The sequence below is a fragment of the Pseudomonas nitroreducens NBRC 12694 genome (assembly GCF_002091755.1).
Classification (GTDB): Bacteria; Pseudomonadota; Gammaproteobacteria; order Pseudomonadales; family Pseudomonadaceae; genus Pseudomonas; species Pseudomonas nitroreducens.
On sequence record NZ_BDAI01000014.1, the window covers coordinates 22,966 to 40,350 of the forward strand.

General features: G+C 66.3%; 15 protein-coding genes. 7 read left to right on the forward strand and 8 right to left on the reverse strand.

Going from position 1 to position 17,385, the window contains the following annotated elements; translation table 11 throughout:
* Nucleotides 1–19 precede the first annotated feature (19 nt).
* Nucleotides 20–181: a hypothetical protein gene (locus tag PNI01S_RS28465; RefSeq protein ID WP_157837670.1), complete on the forward strand. Its 162-nt coding sequence runs from the start codon at nt 20–22 to the stop codon at nt 179–181.
* Here the strand turns inward: PNI01S_RS28465 and uvrD are convergent.
* Complete coding sequence (gene uvrD, locus PNI01S_RS24535) at nt 157–2,337, reverse strand: DNA helicase II (protein WP_065083748.1); 2,181 nt, start codon at nt 2,335–2,337, stop codon at nt 157–159. The two genes, PNI01S_RS28465 and uvrD, sit on opposite strands and share 25 nt — an antisense overlap.
* Before the next feature lie 175 nt (nt 2,338–2,512).
* Here uvrD and PNI01S_RS24540 point away from each other — a divergent pair, with 175 nt between their 5' ends.
* A complete protein-coding gene (locus PNI01S_RS24540) occupies nt 2,513–5,362 on the forward strand; it encodes an EAL domain-containing protein (protein WP_084359554.1) in 2,850 nt (949 codons plus the stop codon).
* Here PNI01S_RS24540 and PNI01S_RS24545 read toward each other — a convergent pair.
* From PNI01S_RS24545 to PNI01S_RS24575, 7 genes are all read right to left on the reverse strand, one after another.
* On the reverse strand, nt 5,356–5,877 hold the full coding sequence (locus PNI01S_RS24545) for a nitrous oxide reductase accessory protein NosL (protein ID WP_065083746.1): 522 nt from the start codon (nt 5,875–5,877) through the stop codon (nt 5,356–5,358). The two genes, PNI01S_RS24540 and PNI01S_RS24545, sit on opposite strands and share 7 nt — an antisense overlap.
* Nucleotides 5,878–5,893: 16 nt before the next feature.
* Nucleotides 5,894–6,718 carry an ABC transporter permease gene (locus tag PNI01S_RS24550; protein ID WP_024766096.1) on the reverse strand — a complete coding sequence of 275 codons (825 nt, stop codon included), beginning with the start codon at nt 6,716–6,718 and terminating at the stop codon, nt 5,894–5,896.
* Nucleotides 6,715–7,623: an ABC transporter ATP-binding protein gene (locus tag PNI01S_RS24555; RefSeq protein WP_065083745.1), complete on the reverse strand. Its 909-nt coding sequence runs from the start codon at nt 7,621–7,623 to the stop codon at nt 6,715–6,717. Before PNI01S_RS24555 ends, PNI01S_RS24550 begins: the two co-directional genes overlap by 4 nt.
* Nucleotides 7,620–8,885 (reverse strand): nitrous oxide reductase family maturation protein NosD, encoded by a 1,266-nt coding sequence (locus PNI01S_RS24560; RefSeq protein ID WP_024766098.1) that lies wholly within the window; start codon nt 8,883–8,885, stop codon nt 7,620–7,622. The genes PNI01S_RS24555 and PNI01S_RS24560 overlap by 4 nt, the downstream gene beginning before the upstream one ends.
* 59 nt (nt 8,886–8,944) lie before the next feature.
* A complete protein-coding gene (nosZ, locus tag PNI01S_RS24565) occupies nt 8,945–10,852 on the reverse strand; it encodes a TAT-dependent nitrous-oxide reductase (protein ID WP_037007478.1) in 1,908 nt (635 codons plus the stop codon).
* Nucleotides 10,853–10,879: 27 nt separating this feature from the next.
* Nucleotides 10,880–13,027 (reverse strand): transcriptional regulator NosR, encoded by a 2,148-nt coding sequence (nosR, locus tag PNI01S_RS24570; protein WP_024766100.1) that lies wholly within the window; start codon nt 13,025–13,027, stop codon nt 10,880–10,882.
* A gap of 75 nt (nt 13,028–13,102) precedes the next feature.
* Complete coding sequence (locus tag PNI01S_RS24575; RefSeq protein ID WP_024766101.1) at nt 13,103–13,414, reverse strand: c-type cytochrome; 312 nt, start codon at nt 13,412–13,414, stop codon at nt 13,103–13,105.
* A gap of 200 nt (nt 13,415–13,614) precedes the next feature.
* Between PNI01S_RS24575 and PNI01S_RS24580 the strand changes: the two genes are divergently transcribed.
* The 5 genes from PNI01S_RS24580 to PNI01S_RS24600 all read left to right on the forward strand — a co-directional run bounded on the left by PNI01S_RS24580 (nt 13,615) and on the right by PNI01S_RS24600 (nt 17,215).
* On the forward strand, nt 13,615–14,412 hold the full coding sequence (locus PNI01S_RS24580) for a CbbQ/NirQ/NorQ/GpvN family protein (RefSeq protein WP_024766102.1): 798 nt from the start codon (nt 13,615–13,617) through the stop codon (nt 14,410–14,412).
* Nucleotides 14,396–14,989: a cytochrome c oxidase subunit 3 gene (locus tag PNI01S_RS24585; RefSeq protein ID WP_065083741.1), complete on the forward strand. Its 594-nt coding sequence runs from the start codon at nt 14,396–14,398 to the stop codon at nt 14,987–14,989. Before PNI01S_RS24580 ends, PNI01S_RS24585 begins: the two co-directional genes overlap by 17 nt.
* Nucleotides 14,986–15,234 (forward strand): cytochrome C oxidase subunit IV family protein, encoded by a 249-nt coding sequence (locus PNI01S_RS24590; RefSeq protein WP_243778767.1) that lies wholly within the window; start codon nt 14,986–14,988, stop codon nt 15,232–15,234. The genes PNI01S_RS24585 and PNI01S_RS24590 overlap by 4 nt, the downstream gene beginning before the upstream one ends.
* Nucleotides 15,235–15,347: 113 nt before the next feature.
* Nucleotides 15,348–15,788 carry a c-type cytochrome gene (locus tag PNI01S_RS24595; protein ID WP_024766105.1) on the forward strand — a complete coding sequence of 147 codons (441 nt, stop codon included), beginning with the start codon at nt 15,348–15,350 and terminating at the stop codon, nt 15,786–15,788.
* 2 nt (nt 15,789–15,790) lie between these two features.
* The gene (locus PNI01S_RS24600; RefSeq protein ID WP_084359556.1) at nt 15,791–17,215 is read left to right on the forward strand and encodes a cbb3-type cytochrome c oxidase subunit I; all 1,425 of its coding nucleotides are present in this window, start codon (nt 15,791–15,793) and stop codon (nt 17,213–17,215) included.
* The last annotated feature ends 170 nt before the right edge of the window (nt 17,216–17,385 follow it).

Genomic DNA, 17,385 nt, shown 5'->3' on the forward strand with positions numbered 1-17,385 from the left:
GTGACCTGTAGGAGCGAGCTTGCTCGCGAACCTCACGGCACTGCAGCTTCCGGTGAATCCGTTCGCGAGCAAGCTCGCTCCTACAAAAAGCGGCTCCGAGGTGCCGGCGGATAACCTGTTCCAGGTTATCCGCCCTACGGCCCTGAAGCAGACGGCTCAGATCGCTTCCAGCTTCGCGTAACCCATCATCAGCCACTTGCTGCCCTCGCTGTCGAAGTTCACCTGCACCCGTGCCTGGGCGCCGGAGCCTTCGAAGTTGAGGATCACGCCGTCGCCGAACAGCGGGTGGCGCACGGACTGACCGAGGCTGAACGGGGTGTCCGGCACGCTGGCGCCGCTGAACAGGTTGCCGCTGCGCTGGTTGCCCGAGAGCGGGCGGCTCACCGAGTTGGACAGGCGCACTTCCTGGATCAGGCTCGGCGGGATCTCGCGGACGAAGCGCGAGACCTTGTTGTAGGTCTCGCTGCCGTACAGGCGGCGGGTTTCCGCATAGGTCATGACCAGGCGCTGCATGGCACGGGTGATACCCACGTAGGCCAGGCGGCGTTCTTCTTCGAGGCGGCCGGGCTCTTCCAGGCTCATCTTGTGCGGGAACAGGCCTTCTTCCATGCCGGCGAGGAACACCAGCGGGAACTCCAGGCCCTTGGCGCTGTGCAGCGTCATGAGTTGCACGCTGTCCTCGAAGGCGTCGGCCTGGGTGTCGCCGGATTCCAGCGCGGTGTGGTCGAGGAAGGCCACCAGCGGCGGGGTGTCCTCGTCGTCCGGGGTCTCGAAGGCGCGGGCGGCGCTGACCAGTTCTTCCAGGTTTTCCACCCGGGCCTGGCCTTTCTCGCCCTTCTCTTCCTTGTGGTAGGTGACCAGGCCGGACTGCTCGATGACGATCTGGGTCATCTGGTGCAGCGGCAGGCCCTCGACCTTCACCGCGAGCAGGTCGACGGTCTCCAGGAAGCCGTTCAACGCGCTGGCGGCGCGGCCGGCCACGGCCTTGGCGGCGATCACGTCGTTGATCGCGCGCCACATGGAGGTGCCGTTCAGGCGCGCGGCGTTGCGGATCGCCTCGACGGTCTTCTCGCCGATGCCGCGCGGCGGCACGTTGATCACCCGCTCCAGCGCGGCGTCGTCATCGCGCAGGCGGATCAGCCGCAGGTAGGCCAGGGCGTTCTTGATCTCGGCGCGTTCGAAGAAGCGCTGGCCGCCGTAGATGCGGTAGGGGATCTTCTCGCGCAGCAGCGCCTCTTCCAGGACGCGGGACTGGGCGTTGGAGCGGTAGAGGATGGCGATCTCGCTGCGCTTCAGACCATCCTTGCGCAGGGCGTCCTCGATGGTCTCGACGATGTAGCGCGCCTCGTCGTGCTCGTTGAACCCCGAATACAGGGTGATCGGCTCGCCGTCGACGCCGTCGGTCCACAGCTCCTTGCCCAGGCGCCCGCTGTTGTTGGCGATCAGCGCGTTGGCGGCCTTCAGGATGGTGCCGGTGGAGCGGTAGTTCTGCTCCAGGCGGATGTCCTCGGTGCCGGCGAAATCGTCACCGAACTGCTGGATGTTCTCGATCTTCGCGCCGCGCCAGCCGTAGATCGACTGGTCGTCGTCGCCCACCACCATCAGGCTCTCGCCGCCCTTGCCGAGGAAGCGCAGCCAGGCGTACTGCACGGCGTTGGTGTCCTGGAACTCGTCCACCAGGATGTGGCGGAAGCGCCGCTGATAGTGCTCCAGCAGGCTCGGTCGGTCGCGCCAGAGGTCCAGCGAGCGCAACAGCAGTTCGGCGAAGTCGACGACGCCGGCACGGGCGCAGGCGTCTTCGTAGGCCTGGTAGACGCTGACCATGGTCGACAGGTAGAGGTCGCCGCCGGCCTGGATGTTCTGCGGGCGGTTGCCCTCGTCCTTCTGCCCGTTGATGAACCACTGCGCCTGGCGCGGCGGCCAGCGCTGCTCGTCCAGCCCCATCTCGCGCACCACGCGCTTGACCAGGCGCAGTTGGTCGTCGCTGTCGAGGATCTGGAAGTTCTCCGGCAACCCGGCTTCCTGCCAGTGCGCGCGCAACAGGCGATGCGCCAGGCCGTGGAAGGTGCCGACCCACATGCCCGCCGGGTTGATCCCCAGCAACTGCTCGATCCGCGCGCGCATTTCGGCGGCTGCCTTGTTGGTGAAGGTCACGGCCAGGATGCTGTGCGGCGAGGCGTTCTCGACCTGGATCAGCCAGGCGATGCGGTGCACCAGCACGCGGGTCTTGCCGGACCCGGCGCCGGCGAGTACGCGCTGGCGCCCCAGCGGCGCGGCTACGGCCTGGCGCTGCGGGTCATTGAGGGAGTTGAGCAGGTAGGAGATGTCATCGTTCATGGGGAGGCATTCTACCGACGGGCGGTTTTCCCCGGCAAACCGGGCCGCCGTCCGGCGTCTTCCCGACGAAAGTTGGGAGGGCTTACAGCCAATTGCCATCATCCTGCTTGGGTGGGGCTAGCTCCTCGGGTATGCTCCGCCGACGCCTAGGCCAGAACCTACAAGAAAAACGCCTATGACCGCTTATGTAGAGCCTTCGGCGATCCCGGTGAGCCATGCCGAGATCCGCCAGCAGTACGCTCACGAAATTGCCGTCGAACGCACGCGCCTGCTCTACCAGGGCTCGCGGGTGCCGACCCTGCTCATGCTGCTCAATGGCCTGGCCTGCGCCGGGCTGCTGTGGGACTACGTGCAGCCGGGGCTGCTGGCCGGCTGGCTGGTCTGGCTGGTGCTGCTGGCCGTGCTGCGGCTGATCCAGGTCTCCGCCTTCAATGCCGCTTGCGCCGAGCGCCAGGCCAGCCCGCACTGGCAGCGCACCTTCCTGTTCGGCGCCGGGGCTTCGGGCCTGACCCTGGCCTTTGCCGCGATCGCCCTGGTCCCGCCGGATGCCTTCCTCCAGCAATCCCTGGTGTTCGGCCTGATCGCCGCGGCCATCCTGTCCGCCAGTGTCGCCTACGCGGTCAGCCTGCCGGCCTTTCTCACCTTCGCCTTGCCCTGCCTGTTTCCGTCCATTGCCTATTTATTGATCAGCGATAACCCGTTGCAGCAGGGCTGGGGCGTGCTCGGGGTGATCCTGCTGGCCGCGCTGCTGGTGGTGGCCTGGCAGATTCATCGGGTCGTCCACGTCGGCCTCCTGCGGCGTTTCCAGGCCCAGGCGCTGGTGGCGCACCTGGAGCGCGCCAACGCACAGACCGAGGCGCTGAACCAGGACCTGGAGCGTGAAGTCGAGCAGCGCCGCCGCGCCGAGCGCGAACTGTGCCGCGCCCGCGACGCGCTGCAGGAGCGAGTGGAGGCGGGCAGCGCCAAGCTCAGCCACACCGAGGCGCGCCTGGCCCTGGCGCTGGAGGCCAGCGAGCTGGGCCTGTGGGACTGGAACCTGCTGACCGACGAAGTGCATCACTCGCACCTGGAGGAGATCTTCGGCATCACCCAGGAATCGGTGAAGAGCGTGCGCAACGACCTGCGCCCGCGCCTGCACCCCGACGACGTACCGCTGCTGCGCCGCGCGCTGGTCGAGCACCTCAAGGGCCGCACCGACGGCTACCGCATCGAATACCGCGTGCGCCACGCCGCCGGCCACTGGGTCTGGGTGGAAGACCGTGGCCGGGTGATGGAGCGCGATGGTCGCGGGCAGGTCACGCGGATGGTCGGCACCCGCGCCGACATCTCCCCGCGCAAGCTGCGCGAGGAGGAACAGCGCCTGGCCGCCACGGTGTTCGAGGCCGCCAGCGAAGGCATCATCATCCTCGACCCCGATTACCGCCTGATCGCCATCAACGAGGCCTTCACCTCACTCACCGGCTACCGCCGCGAGGAGTTGCTGGGGCACAACGTCGCGCGGCTGATGGGCTCGGCGGAGAGCCTGCGGCGCTACCAGTCGATCCGCACCGAGCTGGAGCGCCAGGGCACCTGGCAGGGCGAGCTGATCGAGACGCGCAAGAACGGCGAGTTGTACCCCCAGTGGCTGCAGCTCAACGTGGTGCGTGACAGCCGGGGAGCGGTGGCCCATGTGGTCGGCTTCTTCGCCGACCTCACCGCCCGCCGCGATGCCGAGGAGCGCCTGCGCTACCTGTCGCACTACGACGAACTCACCGGGCTGGCCAACCGCACGCTGTTCAAGGAGCGCCTGCACGAGGCCAGCCAGCGCGCGCGCCAGGAAGGCCGCACGGCGGCGCTGCTGCTGATCGACCTGGACCGCTTCAAGCTGCTCAACGACAGCCTCGGCCACGAGGTCGCCGACCAGTTGCTGCGGCAGATGTCGCGGCGCATGACCCAGACGGTGCCCGAGGCCGACACCATCGCCCGCTTGTCCGGCGACGAGTTCGCCGTGCTGATCGACTCCTACGCCAGCCTTGCCGCGCTGGCGCGGCTGTCCAGCCGGCTGCTGGCGAAGCTGCGCACGCCGATGACCGTGGGCGGCCACGAACTGGTGGTCAGTGCCTCGGTGGGCATCAGCCTGCTGCCGGACAACGCCTGGGAAATTTCTGCGCTGATGAGCCAGGCGAACATGGCCATGCAGCATGCCAAGCACCTGGGCGGGAATACCTTCCAGTTCTTCACCGACAACCTGCAGGCCTGCACCCTGGAGCGCCTGCAGCTGGAGACGCGGTTGCGCAAGGCGATCGACGAGGGGCAGCTGGACGTGCACTACCAGCCCAAGCTGAACCTCGCCAACGAGCGCCTGGACAGCGCCGAGGCACTGGTGCGCTGGCGCCATCCGGAGATGGGCATGGTGCCGCCGGGCGATTTCATCGGCTTGGCCGAGGAGACCGGGCTGATCGGCGCCATCGGCGAGTACGTCCTGCGCCGCGCCTGCCAGCAGGCCCGCGCGTGGCAGCGCCAGGGGCGCGAGCTGCGGGTGTCGGTCAACCTGTCGGTGCACCAGTTGCGCACCGGCAATCTGGTCGACCTGGTGCGGACCGTGCTGGAGGAAACCGGCCTGCCGTCGTACCTGCTGGAGCTGGAATTGACCGAAAGCCAACTGCTGGACAACGTCGAGAGCGTCACCGCGACCTTCCGCCAGCTGCGCGAGATGGGCGTGAAGCTGGCCATCGACGACTTCGGCACCGGCTATTCCTCGCTCAGCTACCTGAAGCGCTTCCCGGTGGACTACGTGAAGATCGACCAGACCTTCATCCGCGACCTGTCGGAGCGCGGCGAGGACGCGGCCATCACCCGCGCGATCATCGCCATGGCGCACAGCCTGGAGCTGAAAGTGGTGGCGGAGGGCGTCGAGCACGCCGAACAGCTGCGCTTCCTGCGCGCCCACGGCTGCGACGAAATCCAGGGTTACCTGATCAGCCAGCCCGTGCCGGCCGATGCCTGCCTGGCGTTGCTGGAGAGAAGCGACCGGCTGGTTCAGTGATGCTGGTGGTCGCCGGACACGCCCTGTAGCACGCTCTGGTCGATTTCGCTGAAGCGCAGTACTCGCCCGCCTTCGGCGGTGGCCATGCGGTCGGCGTCCGCGCGGTCGGCGAATGATGCCAGCGTGGCGCCCATGGCGCCGGGGCGCTTCACCCCGACCACGTAGAACGCGCTGGTGGCGTCGATCAGGTGGCGGTCATCGGGGTGGTTCCAGTCGCTGCGGGCCATGTCGTGCACGTACAGGCGCGCGCCGCTGTGCTGGTTTTCCGGCTGCAGCCACCAGCCCAGCAGCTCGGCGGTGGAGCAGAACTTGCGCACTGCGCCGGGGGCCACGGCTTCGCCTTTCGGCCCGGCGAAGTCGCCGATGTTCATGCCGCACACGTGGCATTCCTCGCCGTTCTGGAAAGGCACCGGAGCGAGATTGGCGTTTTGCCGGGCGGCATCGTCGCAGCCGCCGAGCAGCAGGGCGAGGATGCCGGCGGTGAAACCCAGGCGAAGGGAGCGGGACAGCAGCATGGTGAAACTCCTCAAGTCAGATCGGGCGCCGGCGGAACAGCGCGTAGGCCAGCGCCAGCGCGGCCAGGGTCCAGGCGCACAGCGCCAGCCAGAGTGCCGCGACGGGAACGGCCAGATCCCGGCCGAGGGTCAGCACGCCGCCCAGTTCGGCACCGAAATCGGGCAGGTTGATCAGCCGGTAAAGGTCGGTCGGGTTGAGCAGCAGTAGCCAGGGCAGCAGGTTGGCGCTGAGCTGGCCCTTGCCGATCACCAGCAGGGCGAGCAGCGCGAGGTCGAACAGCAGCACGAAGAAGAACCACACGCCCAGCGCCAGCCCGGCGGCGGTGGACTTCTCGCTGACCCGGCTGCTCAGCGCATAGGCCATGGCCAGGAAAGTCCAGCCGAGCAGGCAGGACGAGAGGATGAAGCGGGCGAAGGAGCCCAGCAGTTGCCCCAGCGGGATGCCCGGCACCAGTACGGCAATGGCCAACGCGGCGGCGGAGAAGCCCAGCAACGTGGCGAGACCGAGAATCAGGCCATGGCCGAGGAACTTGCCGACCAGAAGCTGCCCGCGGCCCAGCGGGTAGGTCAGCAGTAGCAACAGGGTGCCGCCTTCCTCCTCGCCGACGATGGCGTCGTAGGCCAGCAGCAGGGCGATCAGCGGCATCAGGAAGGTCGCCAGGCTGGTCAGGCTGGCCAGCGTTGCCGGTAGCGAAGTGAAGCCCACCTGTCCGCTGGCGGCCGCACCCAGCCAGGCGATACCGACTGCGAGCAGCGCGAACAGCAGGCTGATGGCGAGCAGCCAGCGATTGCGCAGGCCGTCGGCGAGCTCCTTGCGGGCGATGTTCCAGATCATGGTCATGTCGGGACTCCCGCGTGCGCGCTTTGCATGTGGTGCCGATAGAGGTCTGCCAGCGACGGCGGCAACACCTCGAGCTCCTGTGCTTGCTCGGCGAGCAGCACGCTGAGCACTTCGTGCTGGTGCGCTTCGCCGACCCGCACCTCCACGCGCCGGCCATCCAGGGCGGTAACGCCATGACCTGCCTCGCGCCAGTGTTGCGGCCAGTCGCCGTCGAGCCTGCCGGCGTAGCGGATGCGCACTGGCAGCCTGGCATCGCGGCGCAGGTCAGCGAGGCTGCCGGCGGTGAGCAGCCGGCCCTTGGCAAGGATCGCGGCGCGGTCGATGTGCGACTCCACTCCGGGCAGCACATGGGAACAGAGGATGATCCCGGTGCCCTGTGCGCGCAGGCGGTCCAGCCACTGGTAAAGCTCGATGGTGGCCAGCGGGTCGAGGCCGACGGTGGGTTCGTCGAGCAGCAGCAGTTGCGGCTGGCCGAGCAGCGCCTGGGCCAGGCCAAGGCGCTGGCGCATGCCCTTGGAGTAGGTTTTCACCCGGCGCTGCGCGGCGTGGCCGAGGCCGACCTGCTCGAGCAGTTCGTCCACCTCGGCGGGCCGTGCGCCCTTGAGCCGGGCGAAGTGCTGCAGCGTCTCGCGGCCGCTGAGCTGAGGGTAGAAGGTCACGTTCTCCGGCAGGAAGCCGATGCGCCGGCGCACCGCCGGGTCTCCCGGCGACTGGCCGAAGACGCGCACGCTGCCCCGTGTCGGACGCAACAGGCCGAGGATCAGCTTGATCGTGGTGGTCTTGCCGGCGCCGTTATGCCCCAGCAGGCCGAGGACTTCGCCGGCGCCCAGTTGCAGGTCGAGGCCATGCAGCGCTGTGAAGCCGCCGTAGTCCAGGGTTGCGTCTTGGATCTCGACGGGGTTCATGGTTGCGCCTCCAGGTCAGGGGCGCGCATCAGCGGGAAGCTGTCGCGCACGCCGGGTGGACGGGTGACGGGAAACGCGCGCTGGACCCAGCGCAGCAGTTCGATGGCGGGGCTGGTCATCAGCAACTGCACTTGTGGGTACATCCACAGCAGTTGATCGACCTTGTCGTTGGGTTCGTAGGCGACGTCGCCGACGCCGTCGGCATTGCGGTCCCAGCCCAGGTAGTCGCTCCAGTAGTTGCCGCGCCCGTCGGCGGACCATTCCTGGTTGCGGCTGGCGACGTACTTGACCTGCTGGCGGTTGCCGATGAAGGCATTGCCGCTGATGCGGTTGTCCTCGGAGCCGGCAGTCAGGTGGATACCCAGCGCGCTGCTTTCGAAGCGGTTGTCCTCGATGCGGTTGAACAGCGAGTTGTAGATGAACAGGGCCTTGCCCTCGGCCCCGGCGATCATTGCGTCGCCGCCGCCATCGCCGCTGCGCACGGCTTCGACACGATTGCCGGTGAGGGTGGAATAGGTGATGTAGTTCATCAGGATGCCGTAGTTCTGGTCATCCACCGAACGGTTGCCGATCACGGTGAGCTTGCGGCTCTGCATCAGCGCGTAGCCTGTGCGGGTGTGCCGGGTGGTGTTGCCGATGACGCGGCTGTTATGGGTGAACATGTAGTGCACGCCGTAGCGCAGGTCTTCGAAGAGGTTGCCTTCGATGGTGCTGTCGTTGGAGGTGTCGATGTACACGCCGTCGCGGGTCTGGCGGACCTGGTTGCCGCGCACCAGGGCATTCTTCACCGCGTAGAGGTGGACGCCGTTGCCGCGGTCCTGGGAGCGCACGGCCGGTTCGCCCTGGATGCGGTTGTCGAGCACCTGCACGTCGGCCGTTGCATCCAGCCAGATGCCGAAGCCGGCGCCTTGCAGGTCATTGCTACGCACCACGGTGCCGCGCGCGGCCTTGTCGACGAAGATCGCCGCGTCCAGGGCCGTCAGGTCACGCCCCCAGTTACGCAGGGTGCAGTTCTCGATGGTCACGCCGGGCACGCGCACATGCAGCGTGCTGCCGGCACCCTGGCCGTCGATCACGGCGCCGGGCGCACAGCGCAGATGCAGTGGCTGGTCGATGGTGAAGTTGCCGGTGTAGGTGCCGGCCGGCAGGGTGCGGATGTCGCCATCGCCCTGCAGCGGCAACTGGTCGATGGCTTGTGGTTGCGCCTGGGCGCTTGCCGCGAGCAACAGCGACAGGGCGAGGCCAGGCCTGGTGAGTCCCATGCAACACCTTCTCGTCGATGCCCCGCCAGCGGCTGCCGGCGGGGCCAGGGGCGCGGATATCAGGCCTTTTCCACCAGCATGCGGCCGACCATTTCCATGTGCAGCGCATGGCAGAACCAGCTGCAGTAGTACCAGTGCAGGCCGGGCTTGTCGGCGGTGAAGGTGATGGAGGAGGTCTGCTGCGGGCTGATCTCCATGCTGACGCCGTGGTTGACCACGACGAAGCCGTGGGAGACGTCCTCGATCTCGTCCAGGTTGGTGATGGTGACGGTCACTTCGTCGCCCTGCTTCACGGTGAACTCGGTGAGGCCATAGGCGGGAGCGGACGAGGTCATGTACACGCGAACCTTCTTGCCGTCGCGAATGACCTTGTTGTCCTGCATCAGGTCGATACCGTCGCGCTTGGCGATCGCCACGGTCTCGGCGAAGAAGGGATCGTCGCGCGCCCAGATCTTGCGGGTCTTGATCTGGTCGCGGCGGGCCAAGATGCAGTCATGCGGCTCGGCGAAGGTGGGGCCGTCGTGCACCAGTTTCATCTCGTCGCCGGAGATGTCGATCAGCTGGTCGTTCTCCGGGTGCAGCGGGCCGGTGGGCAGGAAGCGGTCCTTGGAGAACTTGCTGAGCACGACGATCCACTTGCCGTCGGCTTCCTTGGTCTCGGTCAGTGTCGCGTGGTTGTGGCCAGGCTGGTAATGCACGTCGAGCTTCTGGCGGATGTAGTCGACCTTCTCGCCCTGGTAGGCGCGAATCGCGTCATCGATGTTCCACTTCACCAGTTGGCTGTCGATGAACAGCGTGGTGTAGGCGTTGCCGCGACCGTCGAAGGTGGTGTGCAGCGGGCCCAGGCCCAGTTCCGGCTCGCCGACGATGACGTCGCGCGGGTCCTTGAGCTTGCCGGCGAACAGGTCGGGCAGCTTGTCGATGGCGATGATGCTGCAGGTGGGCGAGAGCTTGCCGTTGGCGATGAAGTACTTGCCGTCCGGCGAGGTGTTGAGGCCGTGGGGATTCTTCGGCACCGGAATGTAGCGGGTGACTGCGCTGTCCTTGCCATCCTTCTTGCGGCCATCGACCACCGGTACCTTGCTGTCGCCCAGGGTGATGAAGCGCTTGGCCTTGATCTCCTTCTCGATGGCGGGGACGTCGAACACGACCACCCAGTCGCGCTCGTTGCGCATCATGCCGGCAAGATCGTTGGCTTTTTCCGAGTTGTAGCAGGTGGAGGCGGCGAAGCGGCCGGTGTAGTCCATGTCGCTGTTGTCGAGGTTGCCGTCGACAATGACCTGCCACGCCACTTCCATGGTTTCGGCATCGAGCGCGTTGTACATGGTGAAAGCGTTGTCGCCGGTGATGTCGAAGGTCGAGCCGTCATTGGGGTGCGGGATGATGAACTCGGCGTTGCAGAACACGTATTGGGTGTGCGGCACCTTCTGCAGGCGCAGGCCGTGGATGGCCTGGACGTTGGGAATGGTGGTGATCCTGTCGCACTTCATGATGTCCAGGCGGACGCGTGCGACGCGGCTGTTGGCCTTGTCGTTGATGAACAGGTACTTGCCGTCGTATTTGCCGTCGGTCATCGAGATGTGCGGATGGTGGCAGTCGCCGTTGTGGAACCGTGCGCTGTCGCCGAGGACGCGCTTGCTCTCGTTGGTCAGCCCCCAGCCAGTGGCCGAGTCGACGTTGAACACCGGGATGCGCATCAGCTCGCGCATCGAGGGAATGCCCAGTACCCGCACCTCGCCCTGGTGGCCGCCGCTCCAGAAGCCGTAGTACTCATCCAGCTCGCCGGGGGCGACATTGATCTTGTCCTGCGCCGACTTCACCGCGTCCGCCCAGGCCTCGCGCGATGTGAAAGCACCCATCGAGCCCGCCGTTACCAGCGCTGCGGCACCGGTTACCGCGGAGGCGCCGAGGAATCCCCGCCGGCTGAGCCCGGCAATCTCGTCCTGTTGCTGCTTCTTGTCAGTCATGTCCTGCTCCTTCCTTAAGGCAAATGGTCAAATCTGTTGCACCGCGATCAGCTGGTCGTCGTCACTGGTGGCCGTGCGCCTGCCGCGCTTCTTGCGCTTGTTCACCAGCGGCGGGCACTTGTGCTCGTTGTGGTAGGTCATCTGGCAGTCGAGGCAGTAGTGGCACTCGTTGGCGTTGATCCTTCCATCGGGGTGGATGGCCTGGATCTCGCATTCCTTGGCGCAGAGCTGGCACGGCTGGCCGCATTCCTTGCGCCGCTTGAGCCAGTCGAACAGGCGGGCCTTGCCGGGGATCGCCAACGCTGCCCCGAGCGGGCAGACGTAGCGGCAATAGACCTTGCGGGTGAACAGGTTGATGACCAGCACCACCACCACGTAGGCGACGAACCACCATTGGCGATCGAAGTGCAGGGTGATGGCGGTCTTGAACGGCTCGACCTCGGCGAAGCGCTCGGCGGTGGACAGTGATTCCAGGGAGAGGCCGAACAGCACCAGCAGGACGATGTACTTGATCGCCCAGAGCCGCTCATGGACGGCAAAGGGCAGCTCGAACTGCGGCACCCTGAGCTTGCGTGCCGCCTCGTTGAGCAGCTCCTGCAGGGCGCCGAACGGGCACAGCCAGCCGCAGAACACGCCACGTCCCCAGAGCAGGATGCTGGCGGCGGTGAAGGTCCAGAGGATGAACAGTACCGGGTCGATGAGGAACAGTTCCCAGCGGAAGCCTTCGAACAGCGAGTGGACGAAGGTCAGCACGTTCACCACCGAGAGCTGGCCCAGGCAGTACCAGCCGATGTAGGTCAGGGTGAACAGCAGATAGCCGCGGCGCAGCCAGTGCAGCAACTGCGGCCGACGGGCCAGGTTGTCCTGCAGGAAGAGTATCCCCGCCAGTAGCCCCAGGGCGCCGAGCAGCACGCCGATCTGGAAGCTTTTCTGGTACCAGACGCGCAGCCACATTGGCCGCTTCGCATCCTCCAGGGCCTCCAGTTCCGCCGCGCTGGGCTGCGGCCGGTCGAGGTAGCCCTCCGGCGTCTGGTAGCCGAGGTCGAAGGTGGTGAACAGGCTGTCCACCGGGCCGGTCTGGCGCCGCACCAGCAGTTCCAGGTCGAAGGGTGTGCCGGGGTCGAAGCGTTGTGCGGCGCGGACGATGAAGATCGCCATCTCGGCGAAATGCGGCATGCCCTCTGCGTAGGTATCCGACAGGCGCTGGTAATCGAGGTCGCGGAAACTGAGGATGTCGCCGAACTGGCGAATCTGCACCCGGTCGAAAATGCCGCCGCGCACATAACCCGAGCCCTTGAAGGAGTACTCGCCGCTGCCCAGTACCACGACTGCATATTCATTGGGCTTCAAGGACTCCATCAGCTCGCGGTATTGCTTGTCGCCGAGCAGGTTGCGGCCGACGTTGGGCGGGTTGAGCAGGGCGGTGTAGAGATCGATGAAGGTGTCTTCGCGCTGTTGCGCATCGCGGGCCTGGTTGACCTTTTCGGCGGCGGTGCCCTTGAAGGCGTCGTCGATCTGCCCGCGGGTCAGTTTCAGTTGGCGGATCGCGCCATTGCCCAGCAGCTCGCGCCAGCTCGCCGGTTGATAAACGTCGGTGCGGACGAGAGCGGGCTTGGGTCGCACCTGGCCGTCGTCCTTGATCAGCTTGAGCGACACCGCCACGGTACGGGCAGCACGCATGATGATCTCGTTGACCACCATGACCGTCACGGTGGCGCCGGCGACAGCATCCACGGTCACTGTCTGCGGATCGCCGGAGCGCCCCACGGCCACGCGCTGGTCGGCGCGCAGGCCGCTGTAGCCGGCGGTGAAGGCGTGGAGTTTTTCTTCGGGAATGCCGATCAGCAGGATCGGCTCGTGGTGCTCGAGGACGTAGCTGTCGCGGATCACTGCCTCCGGATCGAGGATCACCTGGACGTTGATCGGCTTGCCGGAATACGCGGGAATGCGGGTGACACGAATGCTCTGGAAGGCGTAGCCCAAGAGTTTGTCGCCGTGGGACAGACGCCGCACGTCGTACTCGCCCTCGGGCTCGCCAATGTGGTCGGCCTGGGGGAACACCTGCTGGATGCGCGTTCGCTCCAGATCGCTGAGGTCGGCGCTGTGCGCCGCCAGGCCAAGCATCAGTAACAGGCAGCCGAGCAGCGCCCTGTACAGATCGCGAACGCCCGCCATGGGGCCTCCTTCCTCCATCGCCCGGTCGGGCGGAACTGCGTCAGAAGGCGGTGGGCGCCGATCTCACGCAACGGGTCACTTGAGGGTGACGATCCACTCGGCCAGGGTCTTGGCTTCTTCCGGGCTCACGGCGTTGGCGGGCATCGGGATCGGGCCCCAGTTGCCTTTGCTGCCGGTCTTGATGCTGTTGGTGATGTAGGCAACGCCGTCGGCCTGTGGGCCGTACTTGGCGGCAACGTCATGGAAAGCGGGGCCGACGAGCTTCTTGTCGACCGAATGGCAGGCCACGCAAGCCTTCGCCTTGAACAGCTCCTCGCCGGTGCTGGCCATTGCGGTTGTCTGGACCAGCAGGCCGCCGAACAGCAGGGCTACCAGGGCTTTGTTCATGAACGCTTCTCCTCACAGGCTGGCGCTTCGAGGCGCCGATCGTTTTCGCCGGCTTCCCGCCCGGCGTCTGTGGCGATTCTAGGAGCGGCCCCTGCGGCTTCCGCTTGATGCCAATCAAGAAGTTCCCGCGCCGTGCTTGAGGCATTGCGCCGCGCTGGCTAGCGTGCGAGCCGACAACTGCCAACCGAGAGTCGCCCGCCATGAACGCCCCCGCGCAGAACGATCCGCCGCTCTTCTATCAGCCGACCGGCAACGAGGTGGCGCTGTTCACGCAGGCGTCCGCGCAGGGCGTGCCGGTACTGATCAAGGGCCCGACCGGCTGCGGCAAGACCCGCTTCGTCCAGCACATGGCGCAGCGCCTGAACCTGCCGCTGTACACCGTGGCCTGCCATGACGACCTGTCGGCAGCGGACCTGGTCGGCCGCCACCTGATCGGTAGCGACGGCACCTGGTGGCAGGACGGCCCGCTGACCCGCGCGGTGCGCGAAGGCGGCATCTGCTACCTCGACGAAGTGGTGGAGGCGCGGCAGGACACCGTGGTCGTGCTGCACCCGCTGGCGGACGATCGCCGCGAACTGTTCATCGAGCGCACCGGTGAATCCCTGGTGGCGCCCCCCGGCTTCATGCTGGTGGTGTCCTACAACCCCGGCTACCAGAACCTGCTCAAGGGCATGAAACCCAGCACCCGCCAGCGCTTCGTCGCCCTGCGCTTCGACTATCCGGCGCCGGAAGCGGAGGCTGCGATCATCGTCCGCGAGGCCGGGGTCGCGCCGGAACTGGCGCAACGCCTGACGCAGCTGGGCGTGGCCCTGCGCCGGCTGGGCCGGCAGGAGCTGGAGGAAGTCTGCTCGACACGCTTGCTGGTGCTTACCGCGCGGCTGTTCAACGCCGGCGTGGCACCCCGCGATGCCTGCCGCGCCGGGCTCGCCGAGCCGTTGTCGGACGACGAGGCCACGGTCGCCGCGCTGATGGACCTGGTCGATGTCCACTTCGCCTGACGCGACACTCGATGCCCGGCACCTGCCGGGCGACCTGGCGATGTGGTTGTTCATCCTCGCCGAGCTGACCGTCTTCGCCATCCTCATCATCGTCTTCGCCGTGGCCCAGTACCTGGACGTCGAAGGTTTCCGTGCCGGCCGCGCGCAACTGGACCTGTCCACCGCCCTGGCGCTGACCCTGACACTGCTTACCGCCGGGTTCTGCGCAGCGCTGGCGGTGGAGCAGGTGCGCCACGGCCGGCAGCGGCGTGCGGCTGCACTGCTGGGGGTTGCCGTGTTGCTGGGGCTGGTCCACGTAGTGCTCAAGTCCGGCGAATACCATCACCTCGCCGCGCAGGGGCTGGACCTGGAATACAGCACCTTCTTCACCCTGTTCTGGCTGATCACCGGCTTCCACTTTCTGCACGTGTTGCTGGGGCTGGTGATCCTCGGCTGGATGACGTTGCGCTGCCTGCGCGGCGCCTACCGCGGCGATGCCCTGGGTGGGCTGGAGTCCGGCGCGCTCTATTGGCACATGGTCGACCTGGTCTGGGTGGTGCTGTTCCCGCTGGTCTACGTGCTGGCGCCTGGCTCGTGAACACGCTGCTGCTTGCCTGGCTGCTGATGCTGCCGATGTCCGCTGCCGCCGTCTGGCTCGGTCACCACGCGCCCGATGCCCTGTTGCCGGTGGCGGTGATCCTGCTGCTGGGCCTGGGCAAGGCATGGCTCATCGTGCTGCGCTTCATGGAACTCGGCCATGGCCCGCGGCTGTGGCAATCGCTGCTCCTTGGCTGGCCGCTGGTGGTTACCGGGGCGATCCTCGTCCTACATGCAACTCACTGATTTCATGTAGGAAAAATACCCGACTAGAAGCATTGGTCTTTCTTGATTGCCATCAAGCGAGGCGGCCAGGGACGGTTTCTACAATGGCCCCGACCGTGACCTAGGAGGGCCCCATGTCAGAGACATTTACCAAAGGGATGGCGAGGAACATCTACCTGGGAGGAGGCGTTTTCTTCTTCCTGGTGTTCCTCGCGCTGACCTATCACACCGAAACCACCTTCCCCAAGCGCACCAACGAGAGTGAGCTCACCGAGTCGGTGGTGCGCGGCAAGCTGGTGTGGGAACAGAACAACTGCGTGGGGTGCCACTCCATCCTCGGTGAAGGCGCCTACTTTGCGCCGGAACTGGGCAACGTCGCGATCCGCCGCGGTGGCGACGCCGCCTTCGGCTCCTTCCTCGCGGCCTGGATGAAGATGCAGCCGCTGGGCGTCCCCGGCCGCCGGCAGATGCCGCAGTTCCACCTGAGCGACCAGGAGGTCACCGATCTCGCGGCGTTCCTGCTGTGGACCTCGAAGATCGACACCAACAAATGGCCGCCGAACAAGGAGGGTTGAGCATGACCCCGGGCAATCCCTATCTGAAATTCGCCTCGCAGTCGGTGGCCAAGCCGTACTTCGTGTTCGCCCTGATGCTCTTTGTCGGGCAGATCGTCTTCGGCCTGATCATGGGCATGCAGTACGTGGTCGGCGACTTCCTGTTCCCCGCCATCCCGTTCAACGTCGCACGGATGGTGCACACCAACCTGCTGATCGTCTGGCTGCTGTTCGCCTTCATGGGTGCGGCCTACTACCTGATCCCCGAAGAGGCCGACCGCGAGCTGTACAGCCCGAAACTGGCCATCGTGCTGTTCTGGGTCTTCGCCATCGCCGGGGTGCTGACCGTCCTCGGCTATCTGTTCGTGCCGTACGCGGGTCTCGCCAGGCTGACCCACAACGAGTTGCTGCCGACCATGGGCCGGGAGTTCCTCGAACAGCCGACCATCACCAAGATGGGCATCGTGGTCGTGGCGCTGGGCTTCCTCTTCAACATCGGCATGACCATGCTCAAAGGCCGCAAGACCGCCGTCAGCGTGGTGATGATGACCGGCCTGGTGGGCCTGGCGGTGTTCTTCCTGTTCTCCTTCTACAACCCGGAGAACCTGTCGCGCGACAAGTACTACTGGTGGTGGGTCGTGCACCTGTGGGTGGAAGGCGTGTGGGAACTGATCATGGGCGCGATGCTGGCCTTCGTGCTGATCAAGATCACCGGCGTCGACCGCGAAGTCGTGGAGAAATGGCTCTACGTGATCATCGCCATGGCCTTGATCACCGGCATCATCGGCACCGGCCACCACTTCTTCTGGATCGGCGCGCCGCAGGTCTGGCTGTGGCTGGGCTCGATCTTCTCGGCGCTGGAGCCGCTGCCGTTCTTCGCCATGGTGCTGTTCGCCTTCAACATGGTGAACCGCCGCCGCCGCGAGCACCCGAACAAGGCCGCCGCACTGTGGGCGCTGGGCACCACCGTGACCGCCTTCCTCGGCGCCGGCGTGTGGGGCTTCCTGCACACCCTGGCCCCGGTGAACTTCTACACCCACGGCTCGCAGCTCACCGCCGCCCACGGGCACCTGGCCTTCTACGGCGCCTACGCGATGATCGTGATGACGATGATCAGCTACGCCATGCCGCGCCTGCGGGGCATCGGCGAAGCGCCTGACGCCCGTGCGCAGAGCCTGGAGATCTGGGGCTTCTGGCTGATGACCATCGCCATGCTGCTGATCACCCTGATGCTCACCGCCGCCGGCATCGTCCAGGTCTGGCTGCAGCGCATGCCGGCCGATGGCGCTGCCATGCCATTCATGGCCACGGTCGAGCAACTGAAGATCTTCTTCTGGCTGCGCCTGTACTCCGGTGTGGGCTTCTTCATCGGGCTGATCTGCTACCTGCTGAGCTTCCGTCAGCGCGGTCGTATGGCTGTCGCTTCCGGCGTGGCACAGGTGGGCTGATCGATCTCGTCAACCCGGGCCCGTCCGCTTTGCGGCGGGCCTTTCGACGTTTACAGCGCCTGTCGGATGACTGCGAGATGACCGTCAGCGCTTCTAGCGCCCCCTCCCTGAGGGGAGAGGGGACTGGTTCGGCGCGGCATCCGGTGCCGCGCCTCCCTGTGCCTTCTTTC

Coding starts and splice junctions, on each gene's coding strand:
- uvrD (WP_065083748.1), bottom strand. CDS start 2,337: ATGAACGATGACATCTCCTACCTGCTCAACTCCCTCAATGACCCGCAG.
- PNI01S_RS24540 (WP_084359554.1), top strand. CDS start 2,513: ATGACCGCTTATGTAGAGCCTTCGGCGATCCCGGTGAGCCATGCCGAG.
- PNI01S_RS24545 (WP_065083746.1), bottom strand. CDS start 5,877: ATGCTGCTGTCCCGCTCCCTTCGCCTGGGTTTCACCGCCGGCATCCTC.
- PNI01S_RS24550 (WP_024766096.1), bottom strand. CDS start 6,718: ATGACCATGATCTGGAACATCGCCCGCAAGGAGCTCGCCGACGGCCTG.
- PNI01S_RS24555 (WP_065083745.1), bottom strand. CDS start 7,623: ATGAACCCCGTCGAGATCCAAGACGCAACCCTGGACTACGGCGGCTTC.
- PNI01S_RS24560 (WP_024766098.1), bottom strand. CDS start 8,885: ATGGGACTCACCAGGCCTGGCCTCGCCCTGTCGCTGTTGCTCGCGGCA.
- nosZ (WP_037007478.1), bottom strand. CDS start 10,852: ATGACTGACAAGAAGCAGCAACAGGACGAGATTGCCGGGCTCAGCCGG.
- nosR (WP_024766100.1), bottom strand. CDS start 13,027: ATGGCGGGCGTTCGCGATCTGTACAGGGCGCTGCTCGGCTGCCTGTTA.
- PNI01S_RS24575 (WP_024766101.1), bottom strand. CDS start 13,414: ATGAACAAAGCCCTGGTAGCCCTGCTGTTCGGCGGCCTGCTGGTCCAG.
- PNI01S_RS24580 (WP_024766102.1), top strand. CDS start 13,615: ATGAACGCCCCCGCGCAGAACGATCCGCCGCTCTTCTATCAGCCGACC.
- PNI01S_RS24585 (WP_065083741.1), top strand. CDS start 14,396: ATGTCCACTTCGCCTGACGCGACACTCGATGCCCGGCACCTGCCGGGC.
- PNI01S_RS24595 (WP_024766105.1), top strand. CDS start 15,348: ATGTCAGAGACATTTACCAAAGGGATGGCGAGGAACATCTACCTGGGA.
- PNI01S_RS24600 (WP_084359556.1), top strand. CDS start 15,791: ATGACCCCGGGCAATCCCTATCTGAAATTCGCCTCGCAGTCGGTGGCC.